13 protein-coding genes and 1 other annotated feature are annotated in these 15,747 nt (G+C 41.4%); of the genes, 5 read left to right on the plus strand and 8 right to left on the minus strand.

Annotated elements, in window-relative coordinates; all coding sequences use genetic code 11:
* Positions 1–13: 13 nt before the first annotated feature.
* Entirely contained in the window at positions 14–1,375 is a 1,362-nt protein-coding gene (locus tag KH400_RS26355) for a VanW family protein (protein ID WP_217221184.1), read from the minus strand.
* 14 nt (positions 1,376–1,389) lie between these two features.
* Complete coding sequence (locus KH400_RS00440) at positions 1,390–2,196, minus strand: hypothetical protein (protein ID WP_217221185.1); 807 nt, start codon at positions 2,194–2,196, stop codon at positions 1,390–1,392.
* A gap of 418 nt (positions 2,197–2,614) precedes the next feature.
* Here KH400_RS00440 and KH400_RS00445 point away from each other — a divergent pair, with 418 nt between their 5' ends.
* The 4 genes from KH400_RS00445 (at position 2,615) to KH400_RS00460 (ending at position 5,617) form a co-directional block, all read left to right on the plus strand.
* Positions 2,615–3,058, plus strand: a complete 444-nt coding sequence (locus KH400_RS00445; protein WP_217221186.1) for a type IV pilus modification PilV family protein — start codon at positions 2,615–2,617, stop codon at positions 3,056–3,058.
* Positions 3,059–3,070: 12 nt separating this feature from the next.
* Complete coding sequence (locus tag KH400_RS00450) at positions 3,071–3,514, plus strand: prepilin-type N-terminal cleavage/methylation domain-containing protein (protein ID WP_217221187.1); 444 nt, start codon at positions 3,071–3,073, stop codon at positions 3,512–3,514.
* A gap of 15 nt (positions 3,515–3,529) precedes the next feature.
* Positions 3,530–4,297 (plus strand): hypothetical protein, encoded by a 768-nt coding sequence (locus tag KH400_RS00455; protein ID WP_217221188.1) that lies wholly within the window; start codon positions 3,530–3,532, stop codon positions 4,295–4,297.
* A gap of 246 nt (positions 4,298–4,543) precedes the next feature.
* Positions 4,544–5,617: a hypothetical protein gene (locus KH400_RS00460; protein WP_217221189.1), complete on the plus strand. Its 1,074-nt coding sequence runs from the start codon at positions 4,544–4,546 to the stop codon at positions 5,615–5,617.
* Between the two features lie 64 nt (positions 5,618–5,681).
* Here KH400_RS00460 and KH400_RS00465 read toward each other — a convergent pair whose 3' ends face one another.
* From KH400_RS00465 to KH400_RS00475, 3 genes are all read right to left on the minus strand, one after another.
* Positions 5,682–6,734, minus strand: a complete 1,053-nt coding sequence (locus KH400_RS00465; RefSeq protein WP_217221190.1) for a CapA family protein — start codon at positions 6,732–6,734, stop codon at positions 5,682–5,684.
* 276 nt (positions 6,735–7,010) lie between these two features.
* Complete coding sequence (locus tag KH400_RS00470) at positions 7,011–8,312, minus strand: bifunctional folylpolyglutamate synthase/dihydrofolate synthase (protein WP_217221191.1); 1,302 nt, start codon at positions 8,310–8,312, stop codon at positions 7,011–7,013.
* Between the two features lie 157 nt (positions 8,313–8,469).
* On the minus strand, positions 8,470–11,112 hold the full coding sequence (locus KH400_RS00475; protein ID WP_217221192.1) for a valine--tRNA ligase: 2,643 nt from the start codon (positions 11,110–11,112) through the stop codon (positions 8,470–8,472).
* Positions 11,113–11,227: 115 nt separating this feature from the next.
* Positions 11,228–11,485, minus strand: a binding site (T-box leader).
* A 214-nt stretch (positions 11,486–11,699) separates the two neighbouring features.
* On the opposite strand from KH400_RS00475, the gene KH400_RS29390 reads away from it, so the two are divergent.
* The gene (locus KH400_RS29390) at positions 11,700–11,882 is read left to right on the plus strand and encodes a YszA family small membrane protein (protein WP_246589106.1); all 183 of its coding nucleotides are present in this window, start codon (positions 11,700–11,702) and stop codon (positions 11,880–11,882) included.
* A gap of 108 nt (positions 11,883–11,990) precedes the next feature.
* Here the strand turns inward: KH400_RS29390 and ysxE are convergent, their stop codons facing one another.
* From ysxE to spoVID, 3 genes are read right to left on the minus strand one after another with little or no spacing between them, the layout of a single operon-like run.
* The gene (gene ysxE, locus KH400_RS00480) at positions 11,991–13,037 is read right to left on the minus strand and encodes a spore coat protein YsxE (RefSeq protein ID WP_217221193.1); all 1,047 of its coding nucleotides are present in this window, start codon (positions 13,035–13,037) and stop codon (positions 11,991–11,993) included.
* Positions 13,034–13,957, minus strand: a complete 924-nt coding sequence (locus tag KH400_RS00485) for a hypothetical protein (RefSeq protein ID WP_217221194.1) — start codon at positions 13,955–13,957, stop codon at positions 13,034–13,036. Before KH400_RS00485 ends, ysxE begins: the two co-directional genes overlap by 4 nt.
* Before the next feature lie 18 nt (positions 13,958–13,975).
* The gene (spoVID, locus tag KH400_RS00490; protein WP_217221195.1) at positions 13,976–15,490 is read right to left on the minus strand and encodes a stage VI sporulation protein D; all 1,515 of its coding nucleotides are present in this window, start codon (positions 15,488–15,490) and stop codon (positions 13,976–13,978) included.
* Positions 15,491–15,747 lie beyond the last annotated feature (257 nt).

A 15,747-nucleotide genomic window follows, 5' to 3' on the forward strand; every position in this document is an offset into this window, starting at 1 on the left:
TTTTGAACAGGCTCTAATGCCCTTTCATCGGAATCTCTATGTCAGGCTGTTCATCTTCGCCTTCTTCTAGTCGATCTTCTTCTTCACCAGGAATCTCTTGATCTGAGCCGTCCCGCTCTTGACCATCTCCTTCATCCTCTGGAGGTCGTTGCGCTTGATCTTGTTCCTCTTCGTTGCCGTCTCCTGTTTCCTCCGGTGCCTCAGTCACAGTTGAGCGTAGCACAACTCTCGCTGTCGGTGGATAATAATCCGTAGCGATCCATTCTTCACTAACCACTTTACCGCGATCATCATAGCTATAGCGATTCACTGTTGCTCGGTAGCCATTCTCACCATCATGCTGGATGACTTCTGCATAAACAGGAAGTGCGGGATCGTAGCGATGAATTGTTCTTGGCTCAAACTCCTCTTCATCAACAACTTCATAGTCGAAAGAGGTCTGTAGCGCTCGACCGCTAATTTCAACCGTTAATTGTTGGCCATCACTTATCGCTGAAAGCGTATAAGGTGTTGAATTGGTGTTTTTGAAAACGAGATCTCTCTCCCCACGTCGAAAATCTGCCTCTAACCCTGGTGTCGTATATTCAGGTATCGATCCTTGTGAATGACGTTCAATGATATCAAAGTTCGTCCCTAACACAGCTATGTAAAGAGTTGAAGCCAATAATCGAAGCTCACGACCATCGATGCCAAACTCAACCGTATCACCTAGCACGTGATCTAACGAAAAGCTAGCATTCGGTTGAATAACATGTCCATCGATTTGTTCAATCACCTTTTCGAGTGATAAAAATTGGCTTGTTATGGGTAGTGTAGCACGAGCAAGCACTTCTTCCTCTACCATATCCTCATCGTAAACGGCCTCAATCGCTTCATTACGTAAATAACGTGCCTGCTCCAGGACACGTTCAACGGTAGCCGACCTATTAATGTCATCTGGCCAACCTTCAGTTACTTCTTTATGTATACCTTCTAAATCGACAATCATCGGTATCGTCACAGCAGTTGGCTGCTGCCAAAATGCATACCAAGGCTGCTCGAGTTGTTCGGTGACAGTCGCGATCGTCTTTTCTATCTCAAAATCAAACGCTTCACGAGTTACGAACAGCTCTTCTCCCGCAACGGTCTCAACCACAAGTGGCGCACCTTTTTTCCAATCGTCTACATGTTGATGAAGCTGCTTCTCTGCTTCTTCTACCGTTAAGCCCCCAACATGAACTCCAGCTAGCATCGATCCTTCTGGTATCGTTGTTCCACCATTGATTCGTTCAACAACTGGGATCGCAGCCATTGTAAGAAAATAGAGAAGCAGAGCTTGAAGAAGGATGAGCATCCATAGTTTTACGATTGCTTGCTTTGGTTCTTGATCTGTCACTCGTACATCCCCCTCTATTTGTCGGTCAAATCAATATCTTTTAGCATTTGCTCTCTATTCGTTGCTATACGCTGACGAGGCTGTTCACCCTTATCTTCTTCATCCCTATCTTTAGTCACGTTTCTATCGATAAGTTCATGCTTTGATGCTGCCGTATCTTCTTGATCCTCAGCACCGATGTCATCTACATCTTCTAGCAATTTCATCCGTGCAACTAACAATTCATTCTCTTCATCTACAGAAGCTTCCTCATCGGTAGAGTCATCGATTTGCTTTAGCTCGCCCCGGTGAGTTAACAACTCATGTTCAACACCTTCGACCTCTACTTGACTTTGCTCTTCTTCAACCTCCCTTAAGCTTAGTGCTTCTAGTTCATCACGTTCGTCTTTCGTTTGCCTATCGTCAACTGGCTCCCTCTGATACTCGTCACGAACATGAGCGTCTTTTGATTGACCGGCTACAAGGTCCTCCTCGTGGCCTTCAGGTTCAGGTAAGGCAGGTCCATCCGTGTGTTGATCTGTTTCTTGGTCCTGAAACTCACCTGCATTTTGATCAGAGCTACCCACTGTGGCACTTAGGGCTCCTATATTCTCTGGAGGCAATTGCGTGTTTCTCTTATGTAAAATTAAAACCGAGCAAGTTAACAGCAAAACAAGAGCTAGTAACCCGAACCAAACGTGATAAAGGGAGGTAATAACTAGCGCCAGCGCACTTGAAAGGACAGCAGAACCGAAAGCAAGCCACTTCTGATCATTCTTTATGACGATAAAGTTAACAAGCATAAGCAGCAATGCAAACACTAAAAATAAAATAAATGACATGACTATCCTCCATCCAACTTCCACTAATTTATGATTTCATTTCTGCGTAAAAACAGCTATACTTATCTACTACGATTATTGTCTAACTGAAACCTAATCACATTCAAAGAAAAGATAAAGTTAGTATAATACATCATAAAATATAGTCATTCAGAACTATATTTTATCATTCAAATGCTGGATATTCATCCACTAAATTCGATATTTTTTGTTATAGAGCCTGTTCAAAAAGGGCTATCCCCCCCATTTGGACAGACTTGAAGCAATGAGCGGAGCCGCTGCAGCTTTTTAAAAGCCTGTAGGAGTGGTTTTTCCCTAGCAGGCACGCAGCGTGTGGAGCCATTGCAAAACACTTTTTAAACACGCTCTAATAATACCCGAACACTCGACAGCTAAAACGAATGAAGAAGGTGATCTCTTGAGTGAAGGTCGTAAAACAACGTCATCACAACAAGGCTTCACGTTGATCGAAGTGCTTGCCTCGATTGTCATTTTAACGATTATCATTACAGGATTTATGACATTTTTTATACAAGCGTTTAATTTCAACACAAAAACGGAAGATGATTTACAGGCGATCCATGTCGCACAAGATGTATTAGTAGCGATCCAAGAAAATCCTTCTAGTTGGGATATCGGTACGTACCAGTCATGTGAACTCAAAGGCAATGGCAGTCTTCATTTAGAGGATTCAGATCCAATCACAAACGAGTGTCACTACGAAGGCACGTTTATTTATCCAACAGTAACGATCAATCAAACTCCATCTGAAGCAGAGCTTGGATTGTACCGAATTCATGTAATGGTCTTCAATCAAGACGACCGACAACTTACAGAAACCTATGGCTATTATTCTAATTAAAAGGATGATTAAATGAACCGTTATATAACGAATCAAAAAGGTTTAACCTTAATTGAATTACTAGCTGCGATCTCGATTTTTGCAATTATTGTTGGACTCGTCTACGGCGTGTTAATTAATGGGATTAACTATTCAAATATCGCTCAAACGAAAACCGCGTTGCAGCAAGAAGCTAATTATGTGATTACAATGACTAGAAGCCAACATCAAAATAGTGGCTATGAATCTTATCAAATTGATATCGGAGAGAACCTTACAAGCATCAACATCGGGGAGCATGAAATCAACAACCCAAACATTAATTACACTGTTGAAGCTCTCAGAAATGGTGAAGTCGAGCTTGCGGAAAATGATCTGATTGACCCACATCAGCCCCTATATATTCACCTGATCGTTACTGATGCCAGAAACGATCAACATTCATTTGAAATACGAACAACGATACGCAGACTCTAAAGAAGGAGGAGTCAAATGAGATTATTTACTGAACAAAGAGGCTCTACATTATTAGTTACGTTACTAACCGTTACTGTCTTTATGATCGTCGGAATGTCTGTCATCGCTGGTACGTTAACGAATGCCAAGCAGATCAATCAAACAGAAGCCGACATCCGAGCGACTCACCTTGCTGAAATGGGCGTTGAATACTTTAGAGAAAAGGCAATCAAAAAAATCGTGGATCAAGACGAACACCCGCAATCCGAACGTGAATTTACTCAGCTTGTCAACGAATCTGCAACGGAAACCGAAAGTGATTTATTTTCAGTTATGATTAATGATGTTGAGCTTAACTCTTCATCCCCCGATGACCGTTACACGTTGATTAGCTTTAGTAGTTATTCAAACGATGCTTTTGTCGTCATCGACTCTACTTTACGAATTAATGAAAAGCGCTTCCCGACAGAAAGCCCACCTGACTATGAATATGTTAGGAACTTTGAAGCTAATAACCGTCATGTATTTGATGATGTTTATTTTGCTGGTGGATTAACGCTCTCGACGCACTCGACTGTTATCATCCATGGTCATGCATATATTGATGGCGACCTCCGCTTACAACCCCATTCAACACTAACCGTACACGGAAACGCCTTTTTAAATGGGACATCCAAACAACTACCAAATTCAGATGCCTTTGTCGTTTTCGGGGAAGAAGCTGATTTAGGAGATGAAACGACTTATTATTGGGATATCACTTCCGATGCGATCATTCTTGATACGGTATATCGAAAAAGATAATCACTTAACTCGCTCCAAATAACCTGTTGAAAAGGCTGGAACAAAGGGTAAACACCTATTTTTTGTCACATCCTCTTTCAATTTATGGTCATTTTACTATTCTCTCCCCAAACTAGAAAGTCGATCCAATTATAAAGTACACTTATTAAACATACATAATTAACCAAAAACATGCTATATTGGTGATAATTAGTTAAATAGATCGATAGTTTTATGAATATGTTCACGTGTTAAGGAAGTGATAGTTTGAAAGTTATTAAAAATAACGATGGCTCAACTTTGTTAGTCACGCTGTTAACGATTACGATCTTTACTGTTATTGGCCTTTCTGTTATCACCGGAACAATAAATAACGCAAAGCAAGTGAATACGACAGAAGCAAGTATTCAAGCAACACATCTAGCAGAGATGGGGGTAGACTATTACGAAAAGGAAATTACAGCTTTTGTTGAGAAGGAAACTAGAAATGAGGTACAAAGGTTAAAAGAGCGCTATGAACAGGACCTAGAAGACTACAATAACGAGCAATCAGTAAATAAGCCCGTCGAGCCAGACTATGCAATGGAGTCATTTGAATATCTAAAAACAGAATTTGATCATTTCAAAAAAAGTTTATTAAAAAGCAGCCCAGTTGAAGTTTCTACATCACCTGATTCTAAAGCGATATTTACAATAGAAAATGTTTCAAATATAGAGAATGATATTATGGAGAAGTTTACCATAGGTTTTGACAGTGTAGGTACAGTAGGCTCTAATAATATTCAAATACTTAGATCCACAATAGAATTTTCATTTTTGCATTCTCTCGATAGCCCCCCTAATTCCCAAGGGTCTTTTAACCTAGACCCTTGCTTAGAAGGCCAGACGAACTTTAAAGAATCAAATAAATGTCAATTTAATAATGACACCGTTTTTAATAATAATATTTCAATAAATGGTCAAGGGAAATTAAAAATAAATGGGGATGCAAAGTTCAAAAAAGACTTAGAACTAAATGGTAATCCAGCTAGCCTATGTGTAAGAGGCCAACTTTCTGTCGATGGTAACATTAGTGATTCTGGTAATAGTGTAACAAGTATCTATGTTCTCTCAACAGAAGGGGAATTTAATCTGTCAAATTTAAACTTCGAAGTAATCATTAATAAGAGTAACAATAAATATGATGGATCTGCTAGTGGTCAAAGTATTGTTATAAACGTGGTTGACGAAACAACATTTAATAAAGAATGTTCTTTTACAGTCGATAAAGATACCCCAGAAGAACTCCCAACAAATGAAAGGACTTATTGGGACAACACTAATCGAGATGTAAACTATTAAACGATTAAGAAGGTACATAGAGTTAAGCCCATGTACCTTATCTTGTTTCAAAAAAAACGTTTTTCTACTCCTTCTCCACCACCTGATTCCCTTCAATCAAATACTCACTAAACTCAACGTTGATATCACCGTCATCTAGGATCAGCTTCAACAACCCAGTTTCGGCGGTTGGTCCACTGACATAGTCGGGAAAAAGGAAGTTTCCTAGTGAATAGGCAATCGGTTTACCGTTGTACTCTTCGATCGGTTGCAGAACATGTGGGTGGGTACCGACAATGGCGTCTGCACCGGCGTTAATCATCACTTCGGCGTATTCAATTTGATACGGCTCTGGCTCTTCAGCTAACTCGCTCCCCCAATGAATGTACACAAGCACATAATCAGCTTCAGCGGCTGTTTCAGCGATAATTCTTTCCATGCGATCTAATTGATAGCCGCTAGCGATCCCTGGTTTATCTGGCCCGGCATACCATGAGACATCAGGTAAAACACGCGAGAAGCCGAGGAAAGCAACCGATTCATCGTTGATTTCTATGACGTTTGCAGCATACGCCTCCTTTTTATTTCTCCCTGCACCAATATGGGCAATCTCGTAATCTTGTAAATGCTCTATCGTGTCTACTAATCCAGCTTCCTTAAAATCCATCGTATGATTGTTTGCTAGACTAACCATGTCAAAGCCTGCATTCTTAACCCCTTCTAGGAAATGGGGTGGCATTTTAAATGCAAATTGCTTTGGAAACGCATCTGTACGCTCAGTGACAGCTGTTTCCAAATTCACGACCGCAAAATCGGCGTTCTGTACTTCTTCTTTAACAAATTCAAACGGATAATCGACACTAAATTCCTGCACAGCATACTCAATCGACCCGCTCATCATTAAATCGCCTGCAAAAATGATTTCTATCGGTTCGATCGGTTCTTCTACTTCAATGACCTCTTCAACTGGCACGTCTTCTCTCGTCTCTTCTTGGTACTCTTCTTCGTACTCTTCTTCGGTGTCGTATGGTGTTTCCGTTACGGCTTCTCGGCTCGTATCATAAAGTACGACAAGAGATGTTAAAGCCACAAATGCAATTGTAAAAACGATTAATTGATACCAATATAACTTTTTCATACGCTACCCTCTTTATAACATTAAGCACTGATATAAGTTTTCTTACTTTCCATAGTACTAAACTGTATTCTATTTTTCTACTCTATTTCCCAAATTTTGTATTTAAGAGTGTTTTTCTCCTAGAGGCGAGTAGCGTGCGAAGCCATTGCTAACTTTTTTTACACGTACGATAAGATCTATCAAAAGGAGGAGATCCTACTCCTATTGTGATAGATTGTAAGCACTCAATGGAGCAACTACTAGGGGGGGAAAGCGTATATCGTTCTAGCTCCCATATTAAAGGTCACTTTCCAAATGCTTCCTAACGTCTGAAATAAAATAGAGAGAGCCAGTAATAATAAAGACATCCTCTTTACGAAGCGACTTCAGGATCTTCTCTATCGCTTGCTTCCAATCAGAATGGATCGATTTGTTTGTAAACGTCGAAGCCTGATATAAATCATCTGCTAAAGCCGCACGGAAAAAGTCATACGTCGTAAATGTGATCGATTCGATCACATCGTATAACGGACGGAGCATCACATCGATCTCTTTTTCCTTCGTTGCTGCAAATAACACGTGGACGTTTTTATCTGGATACGTTTGCTTAATCGTATTTGCTAACGCTTCGACTCCTTCGTTGTTATGGGCACCGTCTAAAATCACTAGTGGATCCACTGAGACTTGTTCAAAGCGTCCAAGCCATGTTGTTTTTTCTAGCCCTTGACGAATGGCTTCAGGATCAATAAAAAATAAACCTGTTTTTTGTAATAGCCCAATCGCCATCAACGCTAAACTAGCATTCTTCACTTGATGCTCACCTTTCATGACGATCGAATATTCGTGAGCATGACTACCCTGAGCATAAAAGGAGAAGGATTGCTTAAGCTCGTTTACGTGAAGGTCTTTATAGCCAAAGTCAGTATAAAATTGATAAATCGGAGCTTTCTTACGTTCAGCTTCATTCTTTAAAACACCTAACGCTTCAGAATCTTCAGCAGTGGTCACAACGGGTACCCCTTGTTTAATAATCCCTGCTTTTTCATAGGCAATCTCAGAAATCGTATCTCCGAGAATGTGCATATGATCATGACCAACATTCGTTATTAGTGAAAATAATGGCGTAATCACATTTGTTGAGTCAAATCGACCACCAAGGCCAACCTCGACTAAAACAATGTCAGGCTTAGCGATGGTAGCAAAGTAAACGAACGCGATCGTCGTGATCACTTCAAATTCTGTCGGTGAACCAAGCTCTGTCGTCGCTAATTCTTCCACAAGTGGGCGTACTTGATTAGCAATCGCAACTAGGTCTTCATCGGGAATCGATTCCCCATTGATCGAGATCCGTTCATTAAACACCTCGATGTAAGGGGACGTAAATGTGCCAACCGATAGGCCTGTCTCAGCGAGAACATGGCGAAGGAAGCTGACAGTTGAGCCTTTTCCATTGGTTCCACCGATATGGATCGTTTTCAGTTTTTGCTCTGGATGAGAAAGACGACTTAGCAACCATTCCATCCGCTTTAAGCCAGGCTTAATACCAAAAGGCAGTAAGCCATGAATCCACTCAATCGTCTCTTCATAAGTATTCATCATCTTCTTTTCCTCCAAATCAAAATAAAGCAAGGGGCTGTCCCTTTGGCAACGAACCATCACCTCAAGCACAATAGGCAAAACTTCAATTAAAAGTTGTACTGTACCGAATTGAGGTGGGTCGTCACTTATTGGACACCCCCATAAAATCATTCAACGCTTATTGTTTTAATTCATTAATGCGTGCTTCAACAGCTGCACGCTTTTCTAAATAATCCTTCTCTTTGGCACGTTCCTCTTCAACAACCTTTTCAGGAGCTTTTGCAAGGAAGCCTTCGTTGCTTAGCTTCTTTTGAACACGAGTCACTTCACCATCGAGCTTTTTCAACTCTTTTTCTAGTCGAGCAATTTCAGCATCTAAATCAAGCAGACCTGCTAACGGTAAATAAAGCTCAACACCCGTTAAGACTTGTGACATCGACTTTTCTGGTATCGGGATATCCGTACCAAGCTTTAATTCGCTCGGATTACAGAATTTATCAAGGTATGAATAGCCTCGCTCAAGCTGCTTTAATACTTGATCATCTTTTGCTTTAATATGAAGCTCGATTTCTTTACTCATCGGTACATTTAACTCGCTGCGCGTATTACGGACAGAGCGAATGATTTCTTTGAGAAGGTTCATATCAGTAACGGCATCGCTGAAGATGAACTCCTCACGCTTTTCTGGCCATTTCGCAACCGTGATTGATTCGCCTTGATGCGGCAAATGCTGCCATATTTCCTCGGTAATAAACGGCATGATTGGGTGTAGTAAGCGCATCGTTTCGTCAAGAACGTATGCAAGAATGGAGCGTGTCGTTTTCTTCGCTTGTTCATCATCGCCATATAACGGTAATTTCGCCATTTCAATATACCAATCACAGAAGTCATCCCAAATGAAGTTATAAAGCAGTCGACCTACTTCACCAAACTCATAGCTATCGATTAAGCGAGTCACATCTTCAATCGTTTCTTGGAGACGCGTTAAGATCCATTTGTCAGCAATCGACTTCTCACCACTCAAATCAATTTCTTCGTATGTTAATCCATCCATATTCATTAAGGCAAAACGTGACGCGTTCCAAATTTTATTAGCAAAATTCCATGTTGATTCGACCTTTTCCCAGTAAAAACGCAAATCATTTCCCGGGGAACTTCCAGTCGACAAGAAGAATCGCAATGCATCGGCACCATATTTATCGATGACATCCATTGGGTCGACACCATTTCCAAGTGACTTACTCATCTTACGACCTTCAGAGTCACGAACTAGTCCATGAATAAGCACATCTTTAAATGGACGTTCACCGGTAAATTCAAGCCCTTGGAAAATCATTCGAGCAACCCAGAAATAGATAATATCATAGCCCGTTACAAGCGCGTCTGTGGAATAGTAACGTTTAAAGTCTTCAGCATTTTTATCTGGCCAACCCATCGTTGAAAACGGCCATAACGCTGAACTAAACCACGTATCGAGGACATCTTCATCTTGCTCCCAATTATCGATATCCTCAGGTGCCTCATGGCCAACATAGACTTCACCTGTTTCTTTATGATACCAAGCTGGGATGCGGTGTCCCCACCAAAGCTGTCTTGAGATACACCAGTCACGGATGTTCTCAATCCAGTGTAAATACGTTTTCTCAAAGCGTTCAGGAACAAAGTTGACTTTGCCGTCTGATTTTTGTAAGTCAATCGCTTGCTTCGCGAGTGGCTCCATTTTCACGAACCATTGTGTTGATAAATACGGCTCAACGACAGCACCGCTTCGTTCTGAATGACCAACGGAATGCATATGATCTTCAATGTTAAATAAAATACCGTCTTCTTGTAAGTCTTTTACAATTTGCTTACGACACTCAAAGCGATCCATGCCTTGGTATTTACCAGCATTTTCATTCATTTGACCCTTTTCATCCATCACAAGAATACGCTCAAGGTTATGACGGTTACCGATCTCAAAGTCGTTCGGATCATGTGCTGGTGTAATTTTAACAGCACCTGAACCGAATTCCATGTCGACATAATCGTCAGCGACAATTTCAATTTCACGGTCAACAATTGGTAGTTTTACTTTTTTACCGATAAGGTGCTTGTAGCGATCATCATCAGGGTGAACAGCAACGGCTGTATCTCCTAGCATCGTTTCTGGACGTGTCGTTGCGACTTCAATCGAACCAGATCCATCAGCAAGTGGATATTTCATATGATAAAAGGCACCTTGTACATCCTTGTAGATGACTTCAATATCAGAAAGGGCTGTCTTCGTTTGCGGATCCCAGTTAATGATATATTCACCGCGGTAAATAAGGCCTTTTTCATACAGTTGAACGAAGACTTCACGAACTGCTTTTGAAAGACCTTCATCAAGCGTGAAACGCTCGCGTGAATAATCAAGTGAAAGCCCTAACTTTGCCCATTGCTGACGGATAAAATCAGCATACTCTTCTTTCCACTCCCAGGACTTTTCAAGAAACTTCTCGCGACCAAGGTCATAGCGGCTCACGTTTTGTTCACGAAGCTTCCCTTCAACCTTTGCTTGCGTTGCGATCCCCGCATGGTCCATCCCTGGTAACCATAACGTGTCATACCCTTGCATGCGTTTTACACGTGAGAGAATATCTTGTAATGTTGTATCCCATGCATGTCCTAAATGCAGCTTCCCGGTTACGTTTGGTGGTGGAATTACAATCGTATACGGTTGTTTTTCTTCGTCACTTGTTGCTTCAAAAAATTTGCCATTGACCCAATAAGGATACCATTTCGCTTCGGTTTCCTGTGGGCTATACTTCGTTGGCATTGACAGTTCTTCATTTGCCATGGTTCATGACCTCCTATGTATTAAAAATAGATTGAAAACAAATTTTTCATATGCATCACGCGTCAGGGGGAATGCATAACACAAAGGCTAAAAAACGATAAAAAACCCCCTCCATCCAAAGGACGAAGAGAGTTCGATTTCGCGGTACCACCTTTGTTTGCAGGTAACTCAAAAAACGATAGCTGTTAACGCTACCTGCACACTTCATTCCGATAACGGCGGGTGCCGGCTTACTCTACTGTTCGCTATCACACGAAGTTCAACTAAGCTGCTCCAGGGCGACATTCAATCCTTACATCCTGAAAAATCTCTCAGCTACTGATTTTTCTCTCTGAAGGGTTGGGGATCTACTCTTCCCTATCTTGGCATTTCATGGATTTTACAAAGAACGACAAAAATTTCGTTTCAATCACTCTATGTATTATATTACGCTTAACGCCTTGTTTTCGTCAATAACAGCTTCGCCTATTTTTTTGGAAATTATTCTTCACCGAGTGCTTCTCTTATTAAAAAGCGATTTTTTTACACATCATGACGAGTCCACGCATAGCTTACAATAAGGACGTTTAACGAAGGGAGCGAGGACTATGTCCCCAAGAAGGCGATACCCCATTTGGTTACGTCGTGCTCGTGATGTGTTGTACCAATTTACATTTCCATTGTTAATCTTTCAGTTGATTCGGACGATTTTTTTTCCATCGACCTTTGATGTGTTCCTATTAATCTTACTTGCCGCACTTTATATTAGTTTCCTATTAGGCTTAGCTTGATTCATTTCGTCTGAATAAATACGCGCACAATCCATATCCCCCTCCCTTTCTCGCTCACTCTTGAGACTGGGGATCCCCTCTAAATAACAAGTAAAACCACTTACAGGTCTAATCTGTAAGTGGTTTTTGTTCTCTCGCATCGTTAAACAACTGTGACGTGAAGCGCTGTACCTTCCTCATGTTCAATAAACGCCGTTCAAGCCGTTGCACAAGCTGAAGCTCTGATAAATACCGTTCATTTTGACGATAAGTATCAATCGAGTGAATGATTGGTTCAGGAAATAAGAGGTAGCTTGCAAACAACGACTTTTCCTCTTTCTTCAAGAGAAAGATCTGTTCATACACTTCAAACCAATACAGAGGATCCAGCGGTCCGCCACCCTCAGGTCGGGCCTCAGGGGCCTGCGCTCCCCATAAATGATGAAAAGACCGCCTGTAAAAAAGCGCCAAATCTCTTGCCGGTGTATCTAAAGCTGCCTTTTCAAAATTAAGCAAGTATGGTTCACCATAATCATCAAAGAGAACATGTTGATGAGATAGCCGGGTGTGACATAGGACACTTCGAAAACGCTCATTTTCTTGGCACTGTTCATACCAACTCTTTAAATGCTGCTTAGCCTCTTCTGCCATATGCATCATTCGCTGAACATGAGTGAGAAACGTGAGTTCAAACGGAGACATATATGTTTTTCGCTCCGCAAGTTCAGCAAATTGTTCCATCTTCGCTTGTCTCATTCCCCAACGTTTCAATAATGTTTGATACGACTGATCAATCAAATCTTTGGAATAAACTTGAGTTTTCTCTGTGAGGTTATGAATTTTTGCCATCTGTTCAATGATTTTTATATCCTTTGGTATCGCAGGATTGTCCGCTTTAGGTGTCATCCACGGCATTAAATAGTAAGTGCGTTGTCCTGTGCTAATCGTATAGTCACCGTACTTCGTGGGAATTAGCGGAATGACTTGATCGTACCCCAACCGATCGAGCCGGCGCATCACATGAACAAACCACTCAGCAACATCATTAGCCATTTCCGTTTCTTTTAAAGCAAATGTTCCACGGCTTGTCGTAACTTTTTTTACTTTGCCAATGTGCTCAATTTTCTCCGGGTATAAATCATAATAAAAAAGGATTTGTGCAAATGCCTGTGTCATGTCGCCACCTTCTTTCGCTCATTATCGATCCAGCGACTAAGCAAAAGGACGAGTTTGCGGCTTGTTTCCCATCGTTGCTGAAAAACTTCAAATTGCGCTAGACCCTCTGCACTTGTCCGTGTTTCTTCCAGCTTCTTCAAACAATCGTCAAGCTCCCACGGTTGCAGGCATTCAGATAAAATCAACTCTCCTTGTTGACCAGTGAGATCGATGTGACGATGTAACACTGTAATGAGGTTCTCTAATGACTCTTCACCGTTTTCATAGAGCCACTGTTCAAGGAAGAGTCTGATACTTCGATACCCACGTTCTGGGCGTTTGGTCGTTGCCTGCCAAAGCATGACATTATAGATTTGCTTGGCCTGTGTGAGCGAAACAAATGGGTCCATTAAAGGAAGAGGCTGATCGTCCTCTGCTTTCTTCAGACGTTCTGCGGCTGCCATGCGATTTTTCGCTTCAACACAACTGCGCTTTAACACAAGTCTTGCAACTTCATCTAGCTGTACGATCTCATCAACCTTTGAAGTGATTTGCTCAATTGAAGTCATTATCGGAGCATCAGACTCTCTGAACTCTTCTGCCCACTGCTTACCACTTGCAAGCATCTCCCCAATCAATAACGCCCATTTTGCCTCATGTCCCTCCATTGGATAGAGGGTGGTCACTTCATCATGAAGTGAGACCCACCCCTCTTCAAAGCTTATATGTGTCGCGCCTGATTTGGTACGGATCATCCGATTAATCATCACATCAATGGTAGGACGACAGCTCTCACGCCATTTGATGTGCCATTCTAATTGTTGTTGATCATTCCAATGATAAATTCGTTTTTTCCCTGCATCTGTTTCTAGCAGATCATCATCGTGCCATTTAGTAATCTTTAATTCATATTCCTTTTCAATCAACTGACGAAGTTTCATAGGTAAACTCCTTTTACGTTAGGATGTTTGAGAATTTGCAGAGACTGGAATATATAAAATTTGCCCCTCTTCTACTCTCTCCTCGTCTAAACGATTGGCGCGGATCAGTTGACTAGTTGATACTTCGTAGCGCTCGGCAATCGTATCTAGTGATTCACCTTCTTGAATGATACACATTCTAACTTTTGAAAATTGCTCCTCCATGCCCTTGGTTAACATTTTTGTTAGATATAGGGCATTCTCTTCTTTATGAGAGGAGTACGATTTTTGGGTGCCATCTTCAGCTTCGATATCCTCTTCATCGCGAATTCCATCCTCTGCTACAGCTTCACCCGGCTCCTCTACCGCTTGAGTCTCAACTTCCGGCTTCTGTTCAGAGATCTGTTTTAATGGAGCGAGATTAATTTTTGTACGCTCTTTTTCTTCCTCTTCACTTGATTCAACCGATTCAACAGGCTCATCATCTCTACCTGTATCAGAAAACTGAGTTTCAGCCGCTTCTACTTTATCTAGCTCCGGCTCTTTGGCAGCATGAATGTTAATTTTTGTACGACCTTCATCAGCTACAGGTTCAGCTTCTTCTGACACTTGCTCACCCTCATCTTCATCACGTTTTTCTCCCTCTAGTTGCTCCTCATTCACCGTTTGTGCACGTACTTCTTCAACGTCCTCTGCTGAAGCCTCAATAGCGATTTCTTCTGGCTCCTGTTCAGCCGTGTTCTCTGTTTCCGATGCGTCTGGTCGCGTAGTTTCTTTTGACTCTTTAATTGGCTCTTCAATGGCTTCTTTTGCGTGATAATCAGTATTCGTAGTATCCGCTCCGTCCGGTTGTGTGATTGGCTTATTTGGTTCGCGTTCAATGTTTTTTCCTTGTTCCTGGATGTCTCCAGGATCTATCGTTGATTCGGTTGTGTCTTCTTCTGGAGTTTTCCTTGCTTCAAATTGGAAAGTCTCAAATGGATGAGGTTGTGGCGTTAGTTGCTCTTCGCTTAGTTGGCTCGTTTGATTGAAAAGTTGCGGTTCAGATGCCTCTACCTCATCATGTTGCTCAGCACGAACAGCCTCTTCTGGTACTTGTGAGCTTTGATCAGAGGCATCCATCCCACTAATCGTTACATCAGCTGTTAATTGAATACAACTTCGCTCTGGTAGATCATAATCAAACGATTCAATTTGAACATAAATATCATCGAGATTTGAAATGCGATTCAATGGAATCGTCACATCAATTGGAAAGTAATGAGTAATCTCGCCGAGATCGTCAGCCGTGTCCGTTACATCCTCAATCGAACGAAATGATACTTGCTCTTGTAGTGATTCACTCTCCGTGTTCGGATTCTCATTGTCATTTTCAGGGCGATATTCACCAAAAAGTTGCAAGCCACCGCGAATGACTATATGATCAGACCTCTCTTCAATTGCGATTTCCGGTTCAAGTGACATTGAGACAATTTCACTAATTTCCTGTCCTTTATTTAACCATACCGATTCCTCAATAGAAAAAGATAATTTCGATGGATGATCTTGTGGCAAACCGATCTCCTCCTTCAAATCTATTTTACAGTCAGGTGTGATGTCCGATCTTAGGAAGACGTTCTTTTGTCAATACAATACAGATATATGACAAGACCTTAGTTAATATGAATAAAAAAAGATAACTTTCTCACAATGGTGTACTAAACGATATGATGGAACGGACTTGATTATGACTGATATCCATCTGAAACGAATTCATGGACGTGAATGACTCCGCATGGTGAGCCATACATTTACCGGGGTGCAGAAACAAT

This window comes from Desertibacillus haloalkaliphilus (assembly GCF_019039105.1).
Lineage (GTDB): Bacteria > Bacillota > Bacilli > Bacillales > KJ1-10-99 > Desertibacillus > Desertibacillus haloalkaliphilus.